This is a genomic window from Aquimarina sp. MMG016 (genome assembly GCF_018100805.1).
Classification (GTDB): domain Bacteria; phylum Bacteroidota; class Bacteroidia; order Flavobacteriales; family Flavobacteriaceae; genus Aquimarina.
On record NZ_JAGJEA010000020.1, the window covers coordinates 1 to 24,517 of the forward strand.

Sequence of the window (24,517 nt, forward strand, 5' to 3'; positions counted from 1 at the left end):
TGTAGATGATACCGTAACTGTAACGGTAATTTCAGATAATCTTATGTCTGGTACAATTGCGGATAACCAAACTATCAATTCCGGGGATGATCCTGCTGCATTTACAGAAACTACGCCAGCCACAGGAGCAGGAACACTTAGTTATCAATGGCAAAGTAGTACAACAAGTTCTACTGCTAACGATTTTGTAAATGTTACAGGAGCAACCGACCCAACATATGATAGTGGAGCTCTTACACAAGATACTTGGTTTAGAAGAATTGTAACTAGTACCTCTGGAAGTTCAACCTGTACTGCTACCAGTAATGTTTTACAAATTACCGTGGTTAGTGATAACACTCCTCCTACTGTAGATAGTTTTACAACAAGTGACATTACACCAACACTAACAGGACAAGGGGAGCCTAATGAACAATTAATGATTGAGGTAGATGTAGACGGAGATGGGATTGCAGAAGTTGTATATATGGTGACTACAGATAATGATGGTAATTGGAGTATAAACCCAGAAATAGACATACCAATTAGTGGTAATTTCCCAGTACTTGCAGATAATGATAGCATTACGGTTAGTGCTACGGATAGTGCAGGGAATACAGGAGTAGGAACTGTAATTATATCTATTCTAGATTCTGATTCGGATGGCATACCAGATGTTGTTGATCTTGATGATGATAATGACGGGATTCCGGACGAAATAGAACAGAATGGGGATCCAACAAGAGATACAGATGGTGATGGGATTATAGATAGTCTTGACTTAGACTCTGACGGAGACGGATTGCTAGATGTATTTGAATCAGGAGCAAACACTAATGGGCTTCAAATTTCTGCAGATGGCCGAATTCTCGGACCGGTAGGTAATGATGGGATACCAGATGATGTACAAAACAGTACGGATGCAAATTCGGGTACTATTAACTATAACATACAAGATACCGATGGTGATGGTAAAAATGATTTTCAAGATGTAGATGATGATGGAGATGGTATTTTAACTATATCAGAAGATTTAAATGAGGATGGGAATCTTAATAATGATGACTGTAATGACAATGGAATCCCTGATTATTTAGATGCTAACTCCTGTATAATTACTAGAATTCCGGAAGGCTTCTCTCCTAATGGAGATGGTATCAACGATACTTGGGTAATTTCAGGATTAGAAGCTTTTCCGAATCATCACATACAACTATTTAACAGATGGGGAGATATTGTATTTGATGCGAAAAGTTACCAAAATGATTGGAATGGAACTTCTAATGGTAATAGAGTATTTAGATCTGACGAGAAATTGCCGGTAGGCTCTTATTACTACATATTGGATACTGGTAATTCACAGGCTGGAACATTAACCGGTTGGATTTATATTAACTACTAAAATGATATGTTGACGGGGATGAGCATAATTGCTCGCCCCCTAATTAAAAACAATAAAATATAAAAAAAGATGAAAAGTTTAAACTATATATTTTTTGTACTAATGCTATCATTTCTAGTACAAACCCATGCTCAACAAGATCCTCATTTTAGCATGTACCGATATAATATGAATGTGATCACACCTGCATATGCCGGCACGAACCAGACATTAGAAACTCTATTTAGTGTAAGAAGTCAATGGGTTCGTGTTAATGGTGCACCAGAAACATTCCATTTTAATATTAATAGTCCTGTTGGTAAAAATGTAGGAATAGGATTAAATGTAATAACCGACAGAGTATTTGTCCTAGATGAAACACATGTATACGCTGACTTCTCTTATAAGATTAAATTAGCAGAATCCCTAGATTTATATGCCGGAGTAAAAGCCGGTGGAACTTTTTTAAATATCGACTTATTAAAACTAGATGTGGAAAATGATCCCTTATTTTCTGAAAATGTAAGTTCTTTCAATCCAAATGTTGGAGTTGGTTTTTATTTTAAATCTGAGAAATACTTCATTACCTTGTCTGCACCAAGTCTGTTATCAAATGATAGATATGAAAAAGATGGTGTAAACCCTGTATCTGCTGATGATGACTTACAAATGTTTCTAGGTGGAGGTTACGAATGGTACCTTAGTGATGCTTTTAAAGTTGTTCCTTCGACACTGATAAAAGCTGTTCCTGGCGCACCAACATCTATCGATCTAACTTTATCAGGTACGTATAAAGAACGATTGGAGTTAGGAACTAATTATAGATTGGATGAAAGCATAACACTATTTCTGACTGCTGCAAGATTTCTACAAGGGAGGTTAGATTTTGGGTACGCATATGAGTTTACAACAGCAGATACAAGAAGATATAATAACGGCTCTCACGAAGTAATCTTAAAGTTGAGACTATAGAAAGAAAGGCTGAATTTGTAATTTACTATGATTACAATAAATTAGTTGTTATTCTACCCTACCTAAATGTACTCGCTAATCATGTTAATTAGGTAGGGTTATTTTGTTGTTGAAGATTTAATGTTTGATTATAGATGGATATTTTTTCCGGAAAAACGAGAATTTTTGTGTGAACACAACAATTGGTTTTGATCCGTTCTCAGATATAAAAACTGTAAAAATAGGTACTCCGTTTAGGTACTCCAAAAAGTACTTTATATTTAAAAACACTTTATAAAATAAGCACAACTCGTTTTTTAACAAATATTTATATTCAAAAAGACATACTTGAGACCTTCGGGTGGATAACCTTACGTACACGCCTTATTTTAAGGTAAAAAATAAGGTTTTTGGATAAAATTGGGCTAAAAAACAAAATCTAAAACATTAAAATTCAATGTTTTAGATTTTTAAAAGTACCGGGGACAGGACTCGAACCTTATGAGTTCTGAGGTTACAGGTTAGAAAATGTATATTTTCTTTTTGTGATTCTCAACGCGGAGCGTTGCAGGTATCGATCTTTATTAAAAAGGGAGAACCAGTAGGATACAGTACTGATTTTTTTGGTAATACATTAGAAAATATTAAAGCATCACAAAGCGGAATGATCTTATATATGATAGGTACTCCTCCAATTAATAAAGGCGAAACTATTATGAACGTCGGTATTGAACCTAAACAATAGAATTATAAACGTCTTGTCATTGGTATAGAAACCAAAATCATCAATATTGATGCAATTACAATTGGTATCATATTCTTTACTGGTGATATTTCAGGCGTTGTTTCATAATATTCAGGCGTAAATTGTTTCCAATCGATAGAATCAGCATGCTTATTTTCAAATATTTTTGGATAGAAAAATAATCTTAGTTTTTCGTGAAACGCATCAGTGGCTTTGAGATAATCCATTTGTTGACTCATACTCGTTCCTGCCAATTGATTAAAGGTAAGTTGCAAATGCATATTTGGAATGGCAGATGCGATTTGTGTGCTGGTTTGTTCACGTAATTTTATCTTTTCATTTAGAGCTTCTCGTTGGTTTTTTGAATCATCATCTCCCATCTGCTGCATAGCGTAATACCATAGCCAATTAAACCCATCTGTAGGATATCCATATTTTTTAAATTGCGGATAGTGCTTATAAAATTTCTCTATGGTTGCCAATTTATCGGTATCCCACTTAACGTGATACCCATCCCGTTGCGCTATGGCGGTGCTTAATGCTTCCGGTACTGGATATTTTGATGATACATAGGCATTGATTCCAGCAGGTAAAAGAATGATCAATACTAACCAAACTGATAAAAGCAATAATGCATTAAAACCGGAAGATTTTTTAAAAATGATGATGAAAAAAGTAAGTGTAAACCAAAATAGGATATATAACATAGATAATCCTAGCATCCAGAATAAGTTACTATCAAAAGTTAAGTTAAGCACTAGCTTTGCGATGAAAAAAAGAAACAGCAGTACAACATATAATAGAGCTAATCGGATTAGAAGTTTGGAAATAATAAATCCTAATTTAGATCTAGCCTGGATAGTTACTAATCGCCAGGTACCGGTTTCTGTTTCTTCCGAAAGGACGTTAAAAGATAATACAATGACCAATAAAGGAAATAGATAAATGATTACAAAAGACAGATCGAGGTTACCGGATTGTAAGTTCATTGGATTCACCAAATCGGTATCATACTTTTGCGCTTCAAAGGTTTTAATTGTAATTCGTTTTACAGTTGGGTTTACATCTGATTGACCAATGGATAATCCAGCTAGTGGGTTTAAGGTGTTTATATATGCAAATTTCGCATAATACAATAACAATCCTAAGTCTTCATTATGCAGCGCTACTTGTCGATCAAAATGTTGCTCTTGATAGGTTTTTACTTCAGCAATCGCATCTTGCTGCCTTTGAAGATGTTTGTTGCCAATAACAATACTTATTATTCCTAAAAGCGTAATAAGCAACAAACTTATCCAAACCTCTTTAGATCTTATGCATTGCTGTAAAAATAACTTAAATGTTGTCATATCGCCTGTGCTTTTTTTGAGGTGAATAGTAATAACCAAAAAGTAACTAATATCCATAATGTTATGGAAATCAATGCAGGAAAAGCTTCTTTAATTGATTGAGAAAGCGCTATAGGCTGGTGTTTAAAATCCTGGAATTCTGACCAATGTTCGTGATCAACTACATGTGTTTTTCCTTCAGATCCACTCTTTTTTTTTGGGCTGATATATTCCATTTGTAGCTCATTCATAGTTTGCGCTAACTGATAACGATAATTATCGGCTTGATTCTGAAAATCAATATAAGATGAAAAATCTGTTCCTGATATTGTCATGGATAACTGTTTGATAGCCGTAAAAGGGTTGATGAATGATGAAAACTGAGTGACATCATTTTGACTTTTATAAATGTTGACCAATTTCCTGTGATGTTTTCTATACAAGTCAGCTGTGATTTTTTCTCCTTCTCGCATCACAAAACCCGAATAATTAAAGGGCAAATCTGTTACTTTTTTAACATTATGAACGCTTAAAACAGAATCCCTTAAACTATTGTAATGAGGATCATCTGGGTTGTGACTATCACCTTTTTTAATTACTTCTTTTTCGATAGCGGATTGAAAAGCTAATTTGCTAGGCGTAGGAAACCAATAATTACCCATCGCTTGTGCAGATTTTGGTAATAGCACCACCAATAGTAACCAGATACCTAATAATCGAAGTAAAGCATTTTTTGAAGTGCGGGTACTTGCAGAAACTACAATGGTCAAAGCCGATATAATAAATAGAAAAGCCAAATACCCACTGCTTATTATTAATAATCGAAGCCAAAGAAAATCATTAGCAGCTTGTTGCCCAAATATCAAAAGGGCAATGATTACTACCAATAAAACAGGTAGAAAGAATAACATAGAAATGGTAAAAAGTCCTATGGATTTTCCGAATAGGATCTCTTTCCAGGTAGCACCTTGTGACAATAACATTTTTAGTGTTCCATTTTGTCGATCTTTTGCAACACTAGAAAATCCTAAAAAAAACAGGATTAATGGAAGTACGAGCTGTAATAATAATGATAAGCTTAATTCTCCAAATCGTAACATACCTGTTGAAAAAGTAGCTTCAGAAAAGTTTACACTATTTTGCCTATGGGCTTCTAAAAAAACTGTGTTTCCTGTAAAACTTTCTAGTCCATAATCAAATATTCCTAAGGAGGCATTTATTCTAAAAGCAAAAGTTCCAAAATGAGCCATTCGATGAGGATGCTTATCAGGATTAGCTTCCCAACTTTGTCTGGCTTTAACTTGATGGTCTAATCGTATTTCATTTTGTGTGATATGGTTTTTTATACCACTAACAGCTGCATAGCCTGTTAATAGTATAAAAATGGAATACAATAGATAAAAACTTTTGGGAGTTGTTACGTTATGCCAAAAATTTAATGCGAATAACTTAATATTAGCCCATTTCATATGTTCGCTTTTATTGTTTGTCAATGGTTATGAGATTGTCTAAAAAGTAACCAACTCTGTCAAACTAAGCTTGTCGAAGTTTTTAACATCTTATTTTTAAAATGTATTCGACAAGCTAAGACTGACAATCCAGAATTTTTAATACTTTTTGATAATCACTTTTAGAATTTATAAGTTGCAGTCAACAAAAAGTTTCTTGGTGCACCTGGTCCCAATCTATTAGGATTAAGACCACCCAGCCAATACGTGTCATTAAATACGTTGTTTACTTTTAATGTCAATTGCATATTTGTGCTATTTGGCTTGTAATAAACAGCTCCTTCAAATACTGTGTATTCTGGCAATAATACCCTATTGGTACTATATGTAGGATTGTACCAGGTAAATCTCTCATCTACATACTGTGCACCAAAGCCAATTCCTATTCCTTTTAATGCAGCGATTGAAGTAAAATCATATCTACCCCAAAAATTTGCATTATGCTTTGGAGCTCCTCCGATTCGTTCTCCTATAAATTCTGCAATAGCATCGTCTTCAATTGTGGCATCTGTATAACCGTAAGAAGCTGTTAATTGAAAATTAGGGAGTACATAACCAGAAATATCTGCTTCAAAACCTCTACTTCTTTGCTCTCCTCTTGTTGTTAAGTTATCTAAATCAAAAGTATCACCAAGTAAGATGTTTTTTTGAGTAATGCTAAAAACTGCTAAGTTGGCAAATATCTTCCCGTTTAAAAATTCTCCTTTAGCACCAAATTCTATCAAGCTACTTTCCAAGGGGTCAAACCTTCCCGGTGAAGCAGACCAAAAGAAACCTTCAGCAGATGGAGATAATGATACTGTATTTGTATGCGGTTGAAAACCTTCTAGATAAGTAGTATAAACACTAATGTCATTTGTAACTTCATACGTTACACCAAGTCTAGGTACAAAAGCATTGGTTGTAAACTCCTCTTCATTTCCTTCGTAATCAAAAATATCTTTGAACCACTCATATCGTAAGTTTACTAAAGCTGAAAATTTTCCAATCTTAAATTGATTTTGAATATAAATACCGTTAGAGGTCGTTAGGTTTGCAGGAATTTCAAATTGCGAAAGCACATAATTGTTAGTGTTTCTAATTCCGTTAAAAGGATTCGTTAAATCTAAATGTGGAACTGCAGGAACTAACAATCCATCAGCTGTTTGCTGAAAATCATTTGGATCACTTGTTCCAGGTCTAAATCTTGCAGTAGAACCATCATTTAACAAATAATCTCTTGAGCTATTCGCACCACCCGTTCTTCTTTCCCAACGCGATGCATCGTATCCTACTAAAACTTTATTGCTAAAATTGCCCTTTTCTATGTCGTAGTTAAAAAATGCGCTTAAATTATCGGTATTCCAATTTTGTTGTCTTTCCGCATATCTCATAGCTACAAGATTAGGAACAACCTCTCCATTAATATCATAAGCTTGACGGAATGCGTCCGCTCTGTGTTCTTGTAAATCTTCATCCCAGGTTTGCTTCATATACTGAGCATTGAAACCAAAGTTTTTCGTAAACTTTTTACTAAAGCTTGTCATGAATATGAATTCTTTAGTTTTGTAGAAGTCGTTAATTGCACCTGGATTCAACGTAGTTGGAGTACTATTTGGGTTATAATTATCACCAACAGCATCAAAAATTGGCTGACCTCTATCTAAATTACCTTCGGCATTGTTATAAATCATCTCTACATTAAGAGAGGTATTTTCGTTAGGGATATAACTTAAAGATGGTGAAATTAAAATAGCATTATTATTCACGATATCTCTAAAAGAATCAGCTTCTTGAATGGCTGCATTGAAACGATATAACAACGTTTTAGAATCGTTTAAAGGACCGGTAAAATCTGCAGTTGCTCTTAATGTTCCAAAACTACCAGCAGAGACTGAAACTTCATTATAGTTTTCAGCTAATGGCTTTTTAGTTACCATATTTACAGTTCCACCAGGGTCAGCACTAGAAAATGTTACTGATGAAGGACCTTTAATAACTTCTACTCGCTCTAGATGAGATGTTATAGGTTGTAAAAAGTAGTACTGACGTGTTCGCATACCGTTAAGCACTTGTCCATCATCTGCTTGGGTAATACCACGAATATTATAATGGTTGTACAAACCTGTAATCGAAACATTACTCACCGTTTTTACAGCATCTGGTAACTGAAAAGCTTGTCGGTCTGCAATAAGCTCTTTGGTTACTGCAGCTACCACTTGTGGTAACTCTTTATTTTTAATTGCTACTTTAGTTGCGGAAAATGAATAATCACTGTTATAATCTTTTCTTACACGACCAACAATTTCAACACTTTGAAGCTGCTCAGTACCTTCTTCTAACTGAATTGTTCCTGTGTCATATGCAGAACCATCACCAATCTCGATAGTATTTTTATAAGGCTGAAAACCTAAATAACGCACTTCGATAGTATATGTTCCAGAAGGTGCATCTATTTCAAATTGTCCGGAGTTATCAGTAAGTTTCCCGAAAGTATCTGTTTTGTTTTCTAACGAAATTGTTGCTCCTGAAATCGGAATGTTTTGAGTGTCGACGATGGTTCCCGTTACTTTTACTTGTGCGAATGTGGCACAACTACATAATATTAATAAAAGGGTGGGTAATAATTTAAAAAGTTTCATTTTGTGTTAATTGATTTGTGTTTAGATAGTTTTTAAGTATAAATCTTGTAATTGAGTGGCGTTAATGGTATCAGTGTCCGAAGTATGAACTAATTGCCCTTCTTTCATTATACCAATTTTGGTTCCTACATTGACTGCGTTGAAAATGTCGTGAGTTGCCATAAAGATAGCTTTGCCATCATTGCTCAATTCTTTGCAAATTTTAGTGAATTCTAAAGTTGCTTTGGGATCCAAACCTGAGATAGGTTCATCCATGAAGATGTAATCTGCATTTTTAGAAAGAGCGATAGCGATACCTACTTTTTGCCTCATTCCTTTGGAGTAAGAGGATAGCCTGTTTTGATGTGCGGCTTCTTGTAATCCTGCCTTTGATAAAAAGTCAGAAAGCTCTTTGTTGGAATATTTAAAACCCGCTAATCTACTGAAGAAATTTAAGTTTTCAGTGCCAGATAGATTACCGTATAATTGCACAACCTCAGGGATGTAAGCAATCATCTTGGTAGTTTTGTTATTATTAGGTATAACGGTAATTCCGTTAATTAAAGCTTCGCCACTTGTAGATTGAATAAGACCTAAAAACAGATTAATAGTTGTTGTTTTACCAGCTCCATTTTGACCAAGTAAGCAAAATATTTCTCCCTTATCAACAGATAAATTTAATTGACTAAGTGCTTGGTGCTTACCATATGACTTGGTAAGATTTATGGCTTGTAGCATATGATGATTTTTTAAAATTGAGGTTAAACCCAGTTCATATTTTTATAAGACTGCAATTGATCAAAAAACATATAATTTGTACTGTAAAAAAGTATTTTAATGCAACATAGTTGCAAACTTAGGTATAATATTTTTTATTGCAATTAAGTTGCGTTAATATTATGTTAATGGGTAATTCAATGATGTAAAACCAATGTAAATATTACGTGATAAATTAAAGAAAGGCTATGGTATTATACCTATAAGGAATACTTAGGTAGAATTACCTAAATACTTTTATTATCATCCGTTTTTAACTGTAGGCGCAAATTTGCAGCAATAAGGCTTGTTTCGATTACTTTTTTAAGTAATGAGGGCTCACTGCCTGGCCCAATAGTGAGAAATTTTGAACCGGTAATAGGAACTCCATTAAATGGTCGAATAAATACTTGACCATCCGGATTATGTTCAAAGTAGGTGTACTTTTTTTCGTCCCCAATTTTTGTACAACCTTTTACCCTAAGTATACTTTCTGGTAGTGCCTGACAGATATCATAAATACAATCTAAGTCAGGCAGATCTGGTAGATCAACAGAACAAGAAGACCAATGTGCTTTTTGATGATCAAGTTTCTGGGCTGTGTTTTTAGATGGCAAAAGCTCTGGTAGAAGTGTAACATCAATTTTATTCATTGTCAAAATTTTAGCAAAAGGGTTGAGTAGTTTTAGTTCCCTAACAACGATAGTTTGTCTGCTTTCAGTTATTTTTTCAAGATGTGTAAGAATAATCAATGATGACACTTGAACTTGATTTGATTCCAGTTCATTGTGTTCTCCTCTTTTTTGCCAATTTTTAACATCTACAACAGATACCTGAATAGGAGGTAAGAACCTATCATTAAATCCAACGCCCAGAAATTCCATCAAGGAACATGCATCAGAAGTACCATTTGCCTCGATTAATGTAATTCCATTAGCGCGTTCAGGAATTCGATTTATGTGATTTCTTAATTCATTAATACCACTGCAGCAAATACAACTGCCTGTAAGCGCTCTGATCCACTTAGGATCGATCTTATCAGTAAGTTGAAGAGCATCAAGATTTGCATTTTCGTAATCATTTAGAACAATAAAAGGATTCCAGCCATTATTGATATAACTGGACATTAAGTGTCGTAAAAGTGTTGTTTTTCCAGCTCCCAAAAAACCAACAATCGAAATTATAGCTTCCATAGTTTTTTTGAAAAAAAATACTATACCGTTTGTTGTTAGAATAAAAGTATAAAAACGAGCAAGTACCTTTGAGTCAATTTATAGTACCTGTTGATTTATGATATTTAGAAACTCCTCGCGATTGGTCTTATTTTCAAAATATCCTCCATATTCTAAAGTAGTAGTAAAGCTACTTTTATCTTTAATGCCTCTAGAAGAAACACATAAATGCTTGGCATTTACTACAACAATGACATCTTTTGTTTCTAAGGTTTCTTGTAAGTCTTTTAAAATTTGTAAGCATAATCTCTCTTGTACTTGAGGGCGATGTGCATAATAATCTACTAGTCTATTAATTTTTGACAGTCCAATTACCTTGTCTTTAGGAATATATCCTACATGAGCGGTACCTACAATAGGTAGAAAATGATGTTCGCAAGAGGAATCAATATTGATGTTTTGTTCTACAAGAATTTTTTGATATTTGTACTTATTTTCAAAAGTGGAAGTTCTAGGACGATTTTTCGGATCTAAACCGTAAAAAAGTTCCTTTACATACATTTTGGCAAACCTGTATGGGGTTCCGGATAGACTATCATCTGTTAGATCAAGTCCTAATTCCTTCATAATTTCTGCAAAATGGTATTGTATATTTTTAATCTTTTCGTCGTCAGATGTATCAAAAGCATCTGCTCGTAAAGGCGTTTCTGTCGAACTGGAAATATGTGCATCTCCAATTAATTCTATTTCATTTTGATTTTTAGAGCTCATGATAAATTAATTTATACAGCATTTTTCACCCTTACAGCGACAATATTTTTTATTATAGAAATGTAACCCTACTAATACTATAGATACTACATAAATGACTTCTTCAGGTAAAGGTAATATGGATAGTTTTTCATTCAATATAATAAATAGCAGCAACAGCCAAGTTGACCAAAAAGCATATTTTGTTCTTGTGTTTGTAGTAGTTTTAGTAGATTGATAAATCGCTATGAAAGAAAGTCCCAAAAAAATAATATCCAGTGATTTCCACCAAACAGAATATCCATCTTGAAATACGGAAGATCCAGCATGTGCAAGGAATAAAAAAGGAGTTGCTAAACAGTGAGCTAAACATAAGCTACTGGCGATAATACCTAATGTGTCTGAGTTACTACGTAAGTGTAAAATATTCAAAATAAAACGTATGTATTTTAATGGGGGCAAAGATAGTATATATTTTATAATTGCAACTTTGTTGCGTTAATAATATTTATTTATTTTTGACAAAATGATTTTATGATCCGAACGACATCGCTGCGATATACATATCAGAATACAAAAACGGATACTTTTTATTTTCCTGATATCGATTTATCATTTGAGCAAAATGCTTTAATTCTGGGTCCCTCCGGTATCGGAAAAACTACTTTGTTACATCTTATAGCGGGTCTTTTGATTCCGAAATCAGGAAATGTATTTATTGGTAATACCTGCGTACAAGAACTTACACGAGGTCAACTAAATAATTTTAGAGCAAAACATATTGGAATGATTTTTCAAAGAGGTCATTTTATTAAGTCTTTAACCTTATTAGAAAATTTGACCATGCGCGAAAAACTATCAAAAAAAAGAACTGATCAGCACAGAAAAAAACAGTTAATAGAAGAATTAGAATTGACTGAAGTTCGGAACAAGAAAGTTCATGAATTAAGTGAAGGCCAACGACAGCGACTTTCGATTGCTCTCGGGGTCATACATAAACCAAAGGTTATATTAGCAGATGAACCTACATCAAACTTGGACGATGCAAATTGTGAAAAGGTCATTTCCTTACTGAAAAAAGAGGCTCAGATCTGTAAAAGTAATTTGGTTATTATTACTCATGATCAAAGAGTTAAATCACATTTTGGTAATCATATAATTTTATAAAATTGTTATACCTGGCTTATAAAAACCTGATTTCAAAACCTTTGAATACTGTTTTAAGTGTTTTGTTATTGTTACTCAGTATTTCGTTGGCAACTTTGGTGTTGCAGGCACGAGATCAACTTAGTCAACATTTAGAAAAAAATATCAAACCATTTGATATGGTCATTGGTGCCAAAGGAAGCCCTTTACAACTTGTGTTATCCTCTGTTTTACATATCGATAACCCTACTGGTAACATATCATTAGAAGAAGCTCTAAAAATTGGCAGAAATCCAATGGTTAAAGAAATGGTACCGGTTTCTTATGGAGACAATTATAAGGGGCATAGAATTTTAGGAACTTCAACTGAGTATTTGGCTAAATATAATGCAACCTTGACAGATGGCAAGTTATTTGAAAAGGCATTTGAGGTAGTTATTGGAAATGATGTTGCAAAAAAAATCAACCTCCAAATAGGAGATACTTTTACCAGTGCACACGGTTTAGCAGAAAATGGATTAGAAACTCATGATGAAAACCCTTTTGTGGTTACCGGAATATTAAAACCAACTGGTAAAGTTATAGACCAACTTATCATTACTAATCTTAAAAGTATTTGGGAAGTACATGAACATAATGATGAGCATGACCATCATGAAGAAGAGCATGAGGAAGAAGATAAAGAAATAACCTCTTTGTTAGTTAAATTTAGAAACCCTCTGGGGGCTTTGCAATTGTCCAGGTTTATTAATGAAAAAACCACCATGCAAGCAGCACTTCCCAAATTTGAAATCGAACGTTTAATGGAGTTTTTAGGAATTGGCTTTCAGGTGATTAATAGTATTTCTATTGCAATATTGCTGGTAGCGGGCTTAAGTATATTTCTAAACTTAATAAAAACCGTAAGGGAAAGAAAACAAGAGTTGGCCTTGTTACGCACCTATGGAGCCACTAAGTATGAGTTGATAAAATTAGTTTTTCTGGAAGCACTTTTTTTATCCCTTTTAGGATCTGTTTTAGGATGGTTTTTAGGGAGAATAGGTATTTGGTTTTTTTCAATTTTTACTGAAGGTTTATACGGTTATCATTTTGTATTTAGCTTTCCAACTAATAAAGAGTTATTCATCTTAGCTATAGTGATTCTAACGACCTTATTGGCCGCAATTCTGGCTTCATTATCCTTGTTTAAATTAAACGTTTCTAAAACAATATCTAATGCATAAAATAGTTTTTCTTACTTTACTTTTTATATGTACTAAGTTTAATCTTTTTTCTCAAGAAAAATTGACTTGGAATGATTTTGCAGATGTAACATTTAGTAATGTGTACAGTGCGGTGTATGATGATATTTTTCTAAAACCAAAATTCGGTCCTAGTATAAAGTCTTATCAGGGCATTAGAATTCGTATTAAAGGTTATTTTTTGGATTTTTCTATTGAAGAGGATGAATTTTATTTGATTTCCAAAAACCCGAGATCTTCCTGTTTTTTTTGTGGTGGGGCAGGTCCAGAAAGTGTTATAGAGGTTGTTTTTAGGCAAAAGCCAAATTTTAAAATGGATCAGATTGTTGAAGTTACAGGTATTCTTGAGCTTAATACAGATGATGTAGATCACTGTAATTATATTCTAAAAAAAGCTACAGGTAGATTGGTTCAGTAAACCACCGCCGCGAGGTAAGGCTCAGAAGGCATTTATTAGATTTTTTTTGATTTCGAAGCTAGCCTTGGAATATTTAAATCTCGATTATCGAGTAAATAGAATTAAAATTTTACATTAGCTGTTAGAGAAAGGATTAATCAAGTTTTATAATACATGGATAAAATAACGCATTATAATTATTTTCTAAAAAATATAATTTACAAAAGTTTCTTTTTACTCATATTTATAATAGTACTCTCTTCTTGCCGTAAAAAAGAGCACCTAGTACAGGTAGAAGGAGTAAGAATTGAAATAAATGATACGACTCCTAATCATCCGGATATAGAAGCTTTTATCCAACCATACAGGATGCACGTAAATAAAACTTTAGATAGTACTTTGGCTTATGCACCAGAGACATATTCCAAAAATGATGGAATTTTGAATACTGCTATAGGTAACTTAATGGCAGATATTATTTTAGAGCAAGCCAATCCCTTTTTTATGTCAAAGACTAAAAATGCAATTGATATGGCACTATTAAATCATGGTGGAATACGAGCGCCAATACCAAAAGGTAATATAACTGCACGTACCGCTTATCAAGTAATGCCTTTTGAGAATAGTATTATAGTGGTTGAAATGAAAGGAATTCATATCAGAGAGTTGATTGCCTATTTACAAAAATCTCGAAAAGCACATCCTATTTCCGGATTAAAATTGACTGTTGATAAAGATTTTAATATTATCAAAGCGCTTATTAATAATAAAGAAATTAAGGATGAAGAGGTTTATTTTGTGGCTACTAATGACTATTTGTATAATGGAGGTGATGAGATGTATTTTTTCAAAGAATCTGTGAACGCTCATCCCATAAATTATAAAGTTCGAAATGCAATGATTGACTATTTTAAAAAGGTAGATACGATTGGACCGATGATAGATGATAGATTTTTGCAAATTAATTAAGAAATAGAGAAATGAAACGAAGAGATTTTGTAAAACATACAGCATTAACAACAGGTTTGATGACACTTGGTGGAGTAGGTTTGTCATCTTTTTCTGCTAATCAAGGAAAAAAAATAACGATTTTACATACAAACGATGTGCATAGTCATATAGATCCATTTGGACCTGAAGACGGTAGAAACTCAAATAAGGGAGGCGTTGCAAGAAGAGCAACAATAATAGAAAATATAAGAAAAGAGAACCCAAATACATTGTTATTAGATGCCGGAGATATTTTTCAGGGAACTCCTTATTTTAATTTTTATGGAGGTGAATTAGAATTCAAGTTGATGAGTATGCTTAAATATGATGTGGCAACTATTGGGAATCATGATTTTGATAACGGTATTGAAGGTTTACATGCACAAATGCCTTACGCCGGATTTAAGTTTGTTTCTGCCAACTATGATTTCACCAATACAGTTATGGATACTTTTGTTAAACCCTATGAAATATTAATTCGAGACGGTATTAGGATTGGTGTATTTGGTTTAGGAATAGAATTGCAAGGGCTTGTAATGAAAGAATTATATAAAGAAACCAAATATCTTAACCCAATAGAGATTGTCCAAGACATGAGTAGCATATTAAAAACGGAAGAGAAATGTGATTTGGTCATTTGTCTTTCTCATTTAGGATATGATTACAAAAACGAACCTAATAAAGTGGGTGATATTAGTCTGGCTAAAGCTACAGAAAATATTGACCTTATCATTGGAGGACATACCCATACTTTTTTGAAGGAACCAACAATAGTAAAAAACAGAAAAGGCAAAGATGTACTCGTGAATCAGGTAGGGTGCTATGGTTTGTATTTAGGAAGAATAGATTTCTATTTTGATAGTGAAAAAAGTAAGGTTTCTAAAGCGAGTACGATTTCAGTATAGATCTACTTCATTTAATTCATAATAGTTTTTGAAATAGTGTTTCTATACTCCTGAAGAAAACAAATCCGGTAAGATTATTTACAAACCGGATTGTTTATTATTTCGGACCTTTCAATTTTATATCCATTACATAGATGACTCTTGGTAATTAGGAATAGGCCAATCATCGTTTGCAGCAAACGCTCCCTTTTTCCACTGGTCAAGCTCTGATTCTGTGAGCAAACAGTCATCCAGTTGGGTAGTCACTAGATCTACATTGATGTTTTGACCGATAAATACCAATTCAATTTTACGGTCGCCAAAAGTAACGTCCCATTCAGCTTCGATCATTTTTTGATTATCTAGAAATGAGGCATAACTTATTCGTTCACTAAAAGGCATGGAAGCCCACCAGACTCCAGCTGGGTCAGTTTTGAGTGAACCTCCTGCCGAGCCCCAAATAAGAGCCTGGTCTGGACGAGAGGCAAGCCAAAATAATCCTTTGCTTCGAATAATATTTGATGGGAAATGATGCGTTGCAAAATCTAAAAAACGCTGAGGGTGAAAAGGCTTACATTTTCTATAAACAAAAGAACCAATTCCATATTCTTCGGTTTCGGGGATGTGTTCATTTTCGAGCTCTTGTATCCATCCTGCCGATGCTTCTGCTTCTTCAAAATCAAACAGACCTGTATCAATCACTTCTTGTAAGGGTACTTGAGAGTTTTGTGTAGGGATGACACGAGCGTTAGGATTTAATTTATGGATAATATCATATAAATTTCTCAACTCAGATTCCGTTATCAAATCTACCTTATTTAACAAGATTACATTTGCAAATTCTACTTGGTCAGTAAGCAGGTTAACAATAGTTCGGTCATCTCCTTCAATATTGGTGAGATTTCTATCGGTTAAATATTGCGGACTAGAAAAATCCTTTAAAAAATTATAACCATCTACAACAGTAACCATAGTATCTACATAGCTGAACTGGCTCAAATCCAATTGTCCATCTTCACTGGCAAAACTAAACGTTTGTGCTACTGGAATAGGTTCAGAGATTCCGGTACTTTCTATAATTAGATAATCAAACCGTTGTTCTTTGGCTAATTTTTCTACTTCTATCATTAAGTCTTCCCTTAAGGTGCAGCAGATACAACCATTGGACATTTCTACCAATTTTTCTTCTGTTCTAGAGAGGGTGTTTTCGTTTTCAACAAGTTGTGCGTCAATATTGATTTCACTCATATCATTGACAATAACGGCAACTTTTAACCCTTCTTTATTATGCAAAATATGATTTAACAGCGTTGTTTTTCCTGCACCAAGAAAGCCACTCAATACAGTTACAGGTAATTTTTTCATTAACTTTATTTTTTTGTTTTAGATCTTAATTTTTTAATGTGATCTTACGAGTTACTTTGTTAAATGGTCCGGGAATAAAGTTTCCTGCTTCATCAATTAATTCTAATTGAATAGTAACTTCTCCCATAGGAAGCCCTTTGATAACATGAGGAACCCATTCTGTGATTGTAAATTCTTTATCATTGATCTTTGCACGAACTTTGTTTCCTTCTTTAGAAAGTGTTGTGTTTAGAACAAAGAAATCTAATAATATTTCCTCTGTACCTTTTCCTGTGTATTCACCTTTAGGTCTGCTATAAATTAGTGTCGGTGCTTCCATGTTAAGACTTAATTTATCCTCAGGTTTTTCTCCAACTACTAGTTTGCGAACAACTACAGAATTTTCATTCTTTACAGATTCGTGGAATGAACGGCTTAAAAAAGCAACTAAATGATGAATACCTTCTGGGATTTCTTTTTTAAAGTTTGGTTCATAATGTGCAGAGTAGGGTTGGTTATTCAGGATAAAATGGATATGTTGTCCTTTGCCGGAATTCGCTAGCTTTTGAGCGTTTGGTCCTTTGGTTTGGGCACCTAATTCGTAATTTTCAACTTTAAAAGAAAAATCCATTTCTCCGGATTTTTTAGCAACTATTTCCTCAGAGGTATCTAAAATAAGTGCTGCATCAGCGTACGCAGGTGATTCTTCTAACTTCTCTAATGTAATTTCTGGTTTTACTACCTCTTCAGTAATCTCGGTTTCAGGCTTATCCATAGTTTCTGGAGCTTTCTTCTCTTGTTTACAAGAGGTAATAGCAAAAAAGAATAGGCATGTAGCGATAATTGGATAGTGAGTTTTTTTGTTCATTTTGTTTTGATTTTAAATACGTATTAAATTCTATTTTTAAAAGTTGTTTTTATGAAGTTCATCAAAATTCCATATGGATTCATTTCCTTGATTGGTTATGGTTAAATTTCCTAATTGGGTAGTACTATTATCTTTATCATTTAAGCGACAAATTATTTTAGTAATTCTGCTATATTCTACCTGATTAGAAGGCTTTATGTTAATGGTAATGTCACCTGCAGCTATGGTAAGAATATTTCCTTTTTTTTCTAAGAGCTTACAGCCTAAATGTCTCAGTTCTTGCGTTACACGCTGATAGTCTTCCGGTGTACAACTTAAGTATATTTCTTTAATACCATTAAAAAGTTTTTGTTCTGTATAAGTAGGCTTAAGGAATGCTTCGCGAGAATATGTAACGTGCCGCTTCCCTTGAAGATTATTTAAAAAAACTGGATTGTAAAAGCCATACCAAGTGTGTAACGCTGTGCCAGTACTAGGCGTATAAAAAGCCTTAAACCAAGTATGTTTGTGATTTCCCAAAGGCATTTGTACAGTTTCTGTAGCATATAGAAACGAGTCTGTTGGTGATTTTAGTTTAGGTTTAACACCCAAGTGAAAATGCTCATTGTTATTTTTTAGAGAGAAACCTATACCACTTTTTCCAACAGGTTCATTATAACTGTTTTTTGGCCCCAAAATTTCAATATAATGATGATGTCCTCGCAAATAACAAGTAGATGCTTTATTATGTACAGGAGCAAAATCAGGTAATCCCAAGTCTAGGGAAGCATAAGTATTTTTCAATTGGTTGTTCCTTATCAGTCTTTCATGAGTAATACTATCAACCACTACATATAAATGATCTAATAGTAACTTAGACACATCTTTGTTAAAAACTGCGTCAATCTTTTTTCGATCGATAATAGCCTCTAGATTTTCTTTTTTTTCTTGTTCATTACAAGCACCAAAAGCAATCGAAAGAATCAAACAAACAGCTATTTGTTTAAACATATTTAAAACCTTTTTTAAAATAGTATTCATCAAATAATTTATTTTCATTACTAACCAAGCTTTTTATTATGCTCCATTAATAGCATTTAAGAAAATAGTAGCTGCAATTCCAAAACCTGCTCCTGAAATAAACAGGTTCCATTTTAAATGTCCTCCTTTAATTAATTGGGTATATACCCATAGCGATATCATAAAAAGTAATACAATAAATAATTGCCCAACCTCAATACCAATATTAAATGCTAATAAGGGCATAACAATACTATCGCTAAATAGCATAAATTTAAAATTGCTGGCAAACGCTAATCCGTGAATTAATCCAAAAACTAACGCGATGCTATATTTTACTTTAGTATCCGAAAATTTACCGTGTTTATTATAATTGATAATGTTGGCCAATGCTGTTATCATAATGGTAAATGGGATAAGCATATCTATAAGTTTGGAGTTGGCAGGAATTATATCCAAAGCGCTTAGAATAAGAGTTCCACTATGTCCTATAGTAAATGCTGTAATAATGACTAATATTTGTTTCCATTGCTCTAGTTTAAAAGCTGCACATAATGTCATTACAAATAGTAAATGATCATACGCGTTTATATCTACTATATGATTCCATCCATTGATGAAAAAGGAACTTAAATTGTCCATTGGGTATAAGGTATTATAAATTAAGTGTTATAGGTTTGTCTAGTGATGTGATTTCATAATAATCTTCAGAAATAAAAGGCGGTATTCGGACTGTGATTCTATTTGATTGTAAGAAATCAAAATCTTCAAAAAAAAGTGTGTTTTCGATGCAAATTTGATCTCCTTCTGCTATAACCGGAATCTTATTGGAGAATTTAATAGATAGGACATTGTGTTTTTCAAAAACTTCTGACGATATATAGGTGAGGGTGTATATTTTATCATTAATGAATATTTTATAATATCTTTCAAAATAATCTTCAATCCCTTCTAGATCTTCTTTGGATAAGTTTGATGCATTAAAATTTTTAGTGAATGTGTCATTCATACTAAATGTAAAATCATCCATAAAGACTCTACACTCCATACTTAGGATATTTGTCCTAGGATTAATTTCAATTAATGATGATGTTAATTTAATTGGATGTGAGCTACTAAATGATGTTGAAAAAAATAGTATACACAGCAGTGGTAGTATCTTATAGAATCTCATATTCAAAGTGTTTTTAATTATTTACAGGGTATTTGTTTGGCCAATTTTTCTATAGTAGTTCCAAGTATTTCTGACGATGTTTCTTCAGGAGTATATACAACAGATAGTCTTTTTGTATGTAGATCTAAAATAGACTGCTGGACTCCACTTTCATTTTGAAGCCCTTCTTCTATTATTCTTTGGCATTTTTTACAGGCTGCTTTTGGGATGTTGACAACCATTACAGCATCACCTTTCTTTTGTATTAAAACTCTTTTTTCTTTTTTTATATGATTGCAAGAGAAAAGGATTAATAATATGATTATTCTGATTACATTTTTCATGCTTACTTATGTTTTATTTTTTTCTAGGGACAACAATTCATGAAGAAAAGTGTAAATTATGAATTGATTAAACATGGTTAAAACTGTTTTAAAAAGGTGATTTTACTAATAAATTGTGTACTTCGTTGTACAGGATCAAAAACGTCCGTTTGCGTATCATTAAATACCAGATAGATAAATGATAAAGGCATATATTCCCAGCTAAAACGCACATTCCATCTACCTTGTTCATCAAAACTATTATATTGATAAAAGGTCGATAGTTGTACTCTGGGATTTAGAGCTAGCCTAAGGCTTGCAGTATATAAATCAGTGTCTAAATCTTCTTGTAAAATTCCTACTCTGTTGATATTGTTATGCTCGTAATCTGCAGATAATGCGATATGTGGCAGCGGTGCATAACGTAATCCGGCAATAACTGTGGTGCGTGTACCATTATAAAAGTTGCCGAAATCGTATCGAATGGATCCCGATAGTTTTTTGGATCGGTCGCTATTGTATCTCAATAAAAATCTGGTATATCGGTAATCTCCTTCTTCAATTTCAAGACCTAAAGGAGCAAAGTTGAAATTGATATTTTGCCAAGTAGGAGTGAAGGAAACTTCTACAAAACTATTATCCTTAAACCAAGTGTAAATAGGAAATATGTAAAGACTTGCTTGTTGAAAGTTACCAAAATCTTCAAAATCATGATAATAGTTGAAAAATGCTCCGGGATCCCATCTCCTCACAAAGGGTAACCATTTGGGCCGTACAATAGCATATCCTCCAGGGCTGTGATACATCACATCTTTTTGAAATACGAACCCCATATCAGGTGCATATGAGTTGGTTATAAAAGTATTAAGGTATCCAAGATAATATTTGTTAGTTCGTGCACCGGCAAATACTCTTCCGGCATAACCTGTGTCACCAGTTTCACTATCTAACGAAGTTGATAGTAAATAGGAAAGTGTAATTTCGGGTTTAGGGCGAATAAACCCATCAATGGAAATCGTAGTATTATTTTGTGAAGAAACTCCTAAATCTTCTGAAGAATCATCTAGTCTATAGGTAACCATGGCTCCTACATTATTTTCTTTACCATAGTTTTGCGTATATCGTGCTACACCAAAGGTGCTAGCTGGGCTATTGTCAGTATCTCTTTGACGCACAGCCAAGGCAGCTATGGTTCGGTTTTCATTTCTATCTGTGTAACGAGCTCCCACATCCAGAGGAGCAGGAGCAGCATTAAACGTGTTTTCCAAACCGATAGTTCTACTGAAAAATGGTCGTACCTGAGAGTTACCTCCACCTGCCCAGATACCAGAATTTTCCAGAAAGAATTGTCTTCTTTCGGGAAAGAAAATGTTGAAACGTTCCAGGTTGTTTACAGCTCTATCAACATCTGCCTGTGCAAAATCTGTATTAATAGTAAGATCTAATACAGCGTTTGGGTTGATTGCCCATTTTACATCGCCTCCAATTTTAGGCTCACTTAGTTTATCCGTAATGGTATTACCGACTTTGTTCTCATCATATTGGTATAAAGCATAAGGTTCAATGCGAATATTAGCCGATGGAGGAGGAACTTCTAAACCGGTAAGTTTGGCTGCATAAACCATTCTGTTTTGTGAAAAAGATTGCGGAATTTCAGGAAAAACTGTTTTTTCAAAATCCTTTCGTGCTAATCTATAAAATGTAATACCCCACTCGACCGGAACTCCTTCGATGGGTTTATCATAACGTATAGATTTGAAGGGAATAGCAAATTCAGCATAATACCCTTCATCTGTGCGCTGTGTCCGTACGCTCCAAAGCGCATTCCAATCCCTATCCGTGTTGCTGTCATTAAAGCTTTGAAGGTCTAATTGGTTTCCATAAGGTGTGGTTTGAAAAGAGGCCGCATATTGTTTGGTGTTTTGAGCATCAATTTGGATACCAAATACATCGTTTTCTCCACTATTAAAGTCACGCCTTAGATCCTGCATACGAACACCTTTCTTGCCTAACGAGTCCTTTGCAAATACCCCAAAATAGAGGTTTTTATCATCATATAGTACACGAACTGTGGTAGGGTTTTTGATTTCACCTCCCTGAACCGGTTCTACCCTAAAAAAATTGGTAACCACTTCCGTATTTTGCCATTCAGGTTCATTCAATTTACCATCAATAGCTATTTTTCCGGTAGTTCTGGTTGCTTTAATTGCTACGGGTATTTCGGGAGGAGGAAAATTATCTGCTCCTTGTTCTTGGGACCAGCTGTTAAGGCCATATATCAAACAAAATAGAACTGTAATTCGCAACATAAATCTTACTTTTGTATAATTAGTTCAGTGATACATCTCCATATAACAACACCTTGTTTTCGATCATTTTTGGAGGGTAAAAAACTTCGTTGTCTGCGTGGTATACAAAGCTTTGGGTAATGACTTTGTTCTGTTTTAGGACTTTTCCAAGTATAGAAGTTTCTAGAATATGCTTCTGTTGTTTTTGTAAATGCCGAGATGCCAAAAGCATGATCCTTAAAATTGGATGGCTTTGTTTTAAAAAGTAGTTCGGTAACGTTTTATCTAATTTCAGCAAGGTTTCATTAACCTCATAAAAAGGTTCACTATTCGGATCAAGTGCTTCCTCATAGAAAAGATTAGTGTATTTCGTTACGAAAACAACTTGCGTAATTTTTTGATTCTCAATTAAGGTAATAAGACTTTGTTGAGTACCTGTATCCCACTTAAAACTAGCCCCAAGGGCCGTATAGAAATACGCCTTCGTACTACAAGTTTGACTCAAAATATTTTCTATATGGTCGGTAGGGCAAATCATAAACAGACAGTTACCGGATTCTATTTTGTTAAAACTCATACACTTTCTTTTATATTAAATGTCAAAGATGAATGATGTACATCTATTTTCAGTTTTCCGCTTGAGTCTTTACAATATCCAAAGGTATATTCAACCTTAGTATCCTGCCCATTTGTATCAGTAAAAAAATAATTTTCTATGGCTAATGCGGGATTTTCTTCCAATATCAAAGAAGCATTCTCAAAACTAACTTTCGTCCAAGGATGAAGAGCAAACCCCTTATCTTCTGAAAAATCATAATTCACATATGATGATCTATCTGATTTTAGGGTGCCTATTTGAACAACTCCTTGCCTCCAAACTTTTTGGATATTTTCAATTTCTTTTAAAGTGATCATGGTAAATTTTAGATTAGTTTATTTACTAGTATGTATATTATAAAGGGGTTATCTAACAAATGATAGAATACCTTTTTAGCAATGATTAAAATTTGAAAGATTAGAAAAATTTGAAAAAAAAAAATTTTCTAATTGGAAAAGACTGAGTTATTATATTTTCTTATAACTTACTATAAGAATCAGATACAAGAATTGACATTTTATTTTGACTGATCAAGTAAAAAAAGAAGTAATAAACTCAATATTAAAGTACTGGCGGAGGTTTATTATATACACTTTTAGGAAGTGTTACGCAATATTCAGGTGTTTCGTAACCAAAATTAACTGCATATTCTTGGTAATCCGTAGCAGATTTTTGTTTTATTTCGTCTAAAGTATCACCAGTAAAAGGTGTAAAGTGGTTGGATGTGATAATGATTTCGCATAATTCACAATCTGTTTGATGATCATCATCGGAAAAATGAGAAAAAGCGTGTGTATTAACAACTCTAAGGAATAGAAATGCTGAAACGAAAAAAAGAGAAATTATATTTTTCGAAACGTTTAATCTCATTTGCTAAATATAGGGATTAATGTGATACTTCAATCTTAAATATGGTGATAAGGAATTCTTTTTTGTAAAAATTTAAGAGAAGGTTATCTATTTGTTTAAGATAGATTTAATTATTGTTAAACATTATTTAATTATTGAAACAATAACTTTTGTTAATCTTAAACTAAATAAAGTTAAAGTTTGTTAATTTTTACATATACCTAATAAGGTGTTTTCTTACAAATTTATGGCGAAGGATTTTTCCTA

General features: G+C 33.5%; 25 protein-coding genes. 8 read left to right on the forward strand and 17 right to left on the reverse strand.

What is annotated here, in order from left to right; all coding sequences use genetic code 11:
- From J8M14_RS22545 to J8M14_RS22555, 3 genes are all read left to right on the forward strand, one after another.
- The coding region (locus J8M14_RS22545; protein ID WP_211077102.1) for a gliding motility-associated C-terminal domain-containing protein at positions 1 to 1,381 on the forward strand (1,381 nt) is incomplete at its 5' end.
- Positions 1,382 to 1,450: 69 nt separating this feature from the next.
- A complete protein-coding gene (locus J8M14_RS22550) occupies positions 1,451 to 2,332 on the forward strand; it encodes a type IX secretion system membrane protein PorP/SprF (protein ID WP_211077103.1) in 882 nt (293 codons plus the stop codon).
- A gap of 544 nt (positions 2,333 to 2,876) precedes the next feature.
- Positions 2,877 to 3,056, forward strand: a complete 180-nt coding sequence (locus tag J8M14_RS22555) for a hypothetical protein (RefSeq protein ID WP_211077104.1) — start codon at positions 2,877 to 2,879, stop codon at positions 3,054 to 3,056.
- 2 nt (positions 3,057 to 3,058) lie between these two features.
- Here the strand turns inward: J8M14_RS22555 and J8M14_RS22560 are convergent, their stop codons facing one another.
- The 7 genes from J8M14_RS22560 to J8M14_RS22590 all read right to left on the reverse strand — a co-directional run bounded on the left by J8M14_RS22560 (position 3,059) and on the right by J8M14_RS22590 (position 11,602).
- Positions 3,059 to 4,405: a DUF3526 domain-containing protein gene (locus tag J8M14_RS22560; RefSeq protein WP_211077105.1), complete on the reverse strand. Its 1,347-nt coding sequence runs from the start codon at positions 4,403 to 4,405 to the stop codon at positions 3,059 to 3,061.
- Complete coding sequence (locus tag J8M14_RS22565) at positions 4,402 to 5,853, reverse strand: DUF3526 domain-containing protein (protein WP_211077106.1); 1,452 nt, start codon at positions 5,851 to 5,853, stop codon at positions 4,402 to 4,404. The genes J8M14_RS22560 and J8M14_RS22565 overlap by 4 nt, the downstream gene beginning before the upstream one ends.
- 161 nt (positions 5,854 to 6,014) lie before the next feature.
- Complete coding sequence (locus tag J8M14_RS22570; RefSeq protein WP_211077107.1) at positions 6,015 to 8,513, reverse strand: TonB-dependent receptor; 2,499 nt, start codon at positions 8,511 to 8,513, stop codon at positions 6,015 to 6,017.
- 21 nt (positions 8,514 to 8,534) lie between these two features.
- A complete protein-coding gene (locus J8M14_RS22575) occupies positions 8,535 to 9,230 on the reverse strand; it encodes an ABC transporter ATP-binding protein (RefSeq protein WP_211077108.1) in 696 nt (231 codons plus the stop codon).
- A 266-nt stretch (positions 9,231 to 9,496) separates the two neighbouring features.
- On the reverse strand, positions 9,497 to 10,441 hold the full coding sequence (locus J8M14_RS22580) for a GTP-binding protein (protein WP_211077109.1): 945 nt from the start codon (positions 10,439 to 10,441) through the stop codon (positions 9,497 to 9,499).
- Between the two features lie 78 nt (positions 10,442 to 10,519).
- Positions 10,520 to 11,191, reverse strand: a complete 672-nt coding sequence (gene folE, locus J8M14_RS22585) for a GTP cyclohydrolase I FolE (protein WP_211077110.1) — start codon at positions 11,189 to 11,191, stop codon at positions 10,520 to 10,522.
- A 6-nt stretch (positions 11,192 to 11,197) separates the two neighbouring features.
- The gene (locus tag J8M14_RS22590; protein WP_247672747.1) at positions 11,198 to 11,602 is read right to left on the reverse strand and encodes a MerC domain-containing protein; all 405 of its coding nucleotides are present in this window, start codon (positions 11,600 to 11,602) and stop codon (positions 11,198 to 11,200) included.
- A gap of 102 nt (positions 11,603 to 11,704) precedes the next feature.
- Here J8M14_RS22590 and J8M14_RS22595 point away from each other — a divergent pair, with 102 nt between their 5' ends.
- The 5 genes from J8M14_RS22595 (at position 11,705) to J8M14_RS22615 (ending at position 15,849) form a co-directional block, all read left to right on the forward strand.
- A complete protein-coding gene (locus tag J8M14_RS22595) occupies positions 11,705 to 12,337 on the forward strand; it encodes an ATP-binding cassette domain-containing protein (RefSeq protein WP_211077111.1) in 633 nt (210 codons plus the stop codon).
- Between the two features lie 41 nt (positions 12,338 to 12,378).
- Positions 12,379 to 13,539 carry an FtsX-like permease family protein gene (locus J8M14_RS22600; RefSeq protein WP_211077112.1) on the forward strand — a complete coding sequence of 387 codons (1,161 nt, stop codon included), beginning with the start codon at positions 12,379 to 12,381 and terminating at the stop codon, positions 13,537 to 13,539.
- On the forward strand, positions 13,532 to 13,975 hold the full coding sequence (locus J8M14_RS22605) for a hypothetical protein (RefSeq protein ID WP_211077113.1): 444 nt from the start codon (positions 13,532 to 13,534) through the stop codon (positions 13,973 to 13,975). Before J8M14_RS22600 ends, J8M14_RS22605 begins: the two co-directional genes overlap by 8 nt.
- 153 nt (positions 13,976 to 14,128) lie before the next feature.
- A complete protein-coding gene (locus tag J8M14_RS22610; RefSeq protein ID WP_211077114.1) occupies positions 14,129 to 14,923 on the forward strand; it encodes a 5'-nucleotidase in 795 nt (264 codons plus the stop codon).
- Between the two features lie 11 nt (positions 14,924 to 14,934).
- Positions 14,935 to 15,849, forward strand: a complete 915-nt coding sequence (locus tag J8M14_RS22615; protein WP_211077115.1) for a metallophosphatase — start codon at positions 14,935 to 14,937, stop codon at positions 15,847 to 15,849.
- Positions 15,850 to 15,975: 126 nt separating this feature from the next.
- On the opposite strand, the gene J8M14_RS22620 is transcribed toward J8M14_RS22615, so the two are convergent.
- From J8M14_RS22620 to J8M14_RS22665, 10 genes are all read right to left on the reverse strand, one after another.
- Positions 15,976 to 17,193, reverse strand: coding sequence for a GTP-binding protein (locus tag J8M14_RS22620; protein WP_211077116.1), 1,218 nt, complete (start codon positions 17,191 to 17,193; stop codon positions 15,976 to 15,978).
- Between the two features lie 25 nt (positions 17,194 to 17,218).
- Positions 17,219 to 18,040 (reverse strand): hypothetical protein, encoded by an 822-nt coding sequence (locus tag J8M14_RS22625; protein ID WP_211077117.1) that lies wholly within the window; start codon positions 18,038 to 18,040, stop codon positions 17,219 to 17,221.
- Between the two features lie 36 nt (positions 18,041 to 18,076).
- Positions 18,077 to 19,030 carry a DUF5829 family protein gene (locus tag J8M14_RS22630; protein WP_211077118.1) on the reverse strand — a complete coding sequence of 318 codons (954 nt, stop codon included), beginning with the start codon at positions 19,028 to 19,030 and terminating at the stop codon, positions 18,077 to 18,079.
- Positions 19,031 to 19,096: 66 nt separating this feature from the next.
- Positions 19,097 to 19,681 carry a HupE/UreJ family protein gene (locus J8M14_RS22635; protein WP_211077119.1) on the reverse strand — a complete coding sequence of 195 codons (585 nt, stop codon included), beginning with the start codon at positions 19,679 to 19,681 and terminating at the stop codon, positions 19,097 to 19,099.
- A 13-nt stretch (positions 19,682 to 19,694) separates the two neighbouring features.
- Positions 19,695 to 20,213 (reverse strand): DUF6702 family protein, encoded by a 519-nt coding sequence (locus tag J8M14_RS22640; protein WP_348772867.1) that lies wholly within the window; start codon positions 20,211 to 20,213, stop codon positions 19,695 to 19,697.
- A 17-nt stretch (positions 20,214 to 20,230) separates the two neighbouring features.
- Positions 20,231 to 20,536 (reverse strand): heavy-metal-associated domain-containing protein, encoded by a 306-nt coding sequence (locus J8M14_RS22645; protein ID WP_211077121.1) that lies wholly within the window; start codon positions 20,534 to 20,536, stop codon positions 20,231 to 20,233.
- A 77-nt stretch (positions 20,537 to 20,613) separates the two neighbouring features.
- On the reverse strand, positions 20,614 to 22,824 hold the full coding sequence (locus tag J8M14_RS22650) for a carbohydrate binding family 9 domain-containing protein (protein WP_211077122.1): 2,211 nt from the start codon (positions 22,822 to 22,824) through the stop codon (positions 20,614 to 20,616).
- Between the two features lie 19 nt (positions 22,825 to 22,843).
- The gene (locus J8M14_RS22655; RefSeq protein ID WP_211077123.1) at positions 22,844 to 23,380 is read right to left on the reverse strand and encodes a hypothetical protein; all 537 of its coding nucleotides are present in this window, start codon (positions 23,378 to 23,380) and stop codon (positions 22,844 to 22,846) included.
- Positions 23,377 to 23,718 (reverse strand): hypothetical protein, encoded by a 342-nt coding sequence (locus J8M14_RS22660; protein WP_211077124.1) that lies wholly within the window; start codon positions 23,716 to 23,718, stop codon positions 23,377 to 23,379. Before J8M14_RS22660 ends, J8M14_RS22655 begins: the two co-directional genes overlap by 4 nt.
- A 244-nt stretch (positions 23,719 to 23,962) precedes the next feature.
- The gene (locus J8M14_RS22665; protein ID WP_211077125.1) at positions 23,963 to 24,271 is read right to left on the reverse strand and encodes a hypothetical protein; all 309 of its coding nucleotides are present in this window, start codon (positions 24,269 to 24,271) and stop codon (positions 23,963 to 23,965) included.
- Positions 24,272 to 24,517 lie beyond the last annotated feature (246 nt).

Bases quoted from the DNA above. Each gene is read 5' to 3' on its own strand.
- J8M14_RS22550 (WP_211077103.1), top strand. From the start codon at position 1,451: ATGAAAAGTTTAAACTATATATTTTTTGTACTAATGCTATCATTTCTA.
- J8M14_RS22560 (WP_211077105.1), bottom strand. From the start codon at position 4,405: ATGACAACATTTAAGTTATTTTTACAGCAATGCATAAGATCTAAAGAG.
- J8M14_RS22565 (WP_211077106.1), bottom strand. From the start codon at position 5,853: ATGAAATGGGCTAATATTAAGTTATTCGCATTAAATTTTTGGCATAAC.
- J8M14_RS22570 (WP_211077107.1), bottom strand. From the start codon at position 8,513: ATGAAACTTTTTAAATTATTACCCACCCTTTTATTAATATTATGTAGT.
- J8M14_RS22575 (WP_211077108.1), bottom strand. From the start codon at position 9,230: ATGCTACAAGCCATAAATCTTACCAAGTCATATGGTAAGCACCAAGCA.
- J8M14_RS22580 (WP_211077109.1), bottom strand. From the start codon at position 10,441: ATGGAAGCTATAATTTCGATTGTTGGTTTTTTGGGAGCTGGAAAAACA.
- folE (WP_211077110.1), bottom strand. From the start codon at position 11,191: ATGAGCTCTAAAAATCAAAATGAAATAGAATTAATTGGAGATGCACAT.
- J8M14_RS22595 (WP_211077111.1), top strand. From the start codon at position 11,705: ATGATCCGAACGACATCGCTGCGATATACATATCAGAATACAAAAACG.
- J8M14_RS22605 (WP_211077113.1), top strand. From the start codon at position 13,532: ATGCATAAAATAGTTTTTCTTACTTTACTTTTTATATGTACTAAGTTT.
- J8M14_RS22610 (WP_211077114.1), top strand. From the start codon at position 14,129: ATGGATAAAATAACGCATTATAATTATTTTCTAAAAAATATAATTTAC.
- J8M14_RS22615 (WP_211077115.1), top strand. From the start codon at position 14,935: ATGAAACGAAGAGATTTTGTAAAACATACAGCATTAACAACAGGTTTG.
- J8M14_RS22620 (WP_211077116.1), bottom strand. From the start codon at position 17,193: ATGAAAAAATTACCTGTAACTGTATTGAGTGGCTTTCTTGGTGCAGGA.
- J8M14_RS22625 (WP_211077117.1), bottom strand. From the start codon at position 18,040: ATGAACAAAAAAACTCACTATCCAATTATCGCTACATGCCTATTCTTT.
- J8M14_RS22630 (WP_211077118.1), bottom strand. From the start codon at position 19,030: ATGTTTAAACAAATAGCTGTTTGTTTGATTCTTTCGATTGCTTTTGGT.
- J8M14_RS22635 (WP_211077119.1), bottom strand. From the start codon at position 19,681: ATGGACAATTTAAGTTCCTTTTTCATCAATGGATGGAATCATATAGTA.
- J8M14_RS22640 (WP_348772867.1), bottom strand. From the start codon at position 20,213: ATGAGATTCTATAAGATACTACCACTGCTGTGTATACTATTTTTTTCA.
- J8M14_RS22645 (WP_211077121.1), bottom strand. From the start codon at position 20,536: ATGAAAAATGTAATCAGAATAATCATATTATTAATCCTTTTCTCTTGC.
- J8M14_RS22650 (WP_211077122.1), bottom strand. From the start codon at position 22,824: ATGTTGCGAATTACAGTTCTATTTTGTTTGATATATGGCCTTAACAGC.
- J8M14_RS22655 (WP_211077123.1), bottom strand. From the start codon at position 23,380: ATGAGTTTTAACAAAATAGAATCCGGTAACTGTCTGTTTATGATTTGC.
- J8M14_RS22660 (WP_211077124.1), bottom strand. From the start codon at position 23,718: ATGATCACTTTAAAAGAAATTGAAAATATCCAAAAAGTTTGGAGGCAA.
- J8M14_RS22665 (WP_211077125.1), bottom strand. From the start codon at position 24,271: ATGAGATTAAACGTTTCGAAAAATATAATTTCTCTTTTTTTCGTTTCA.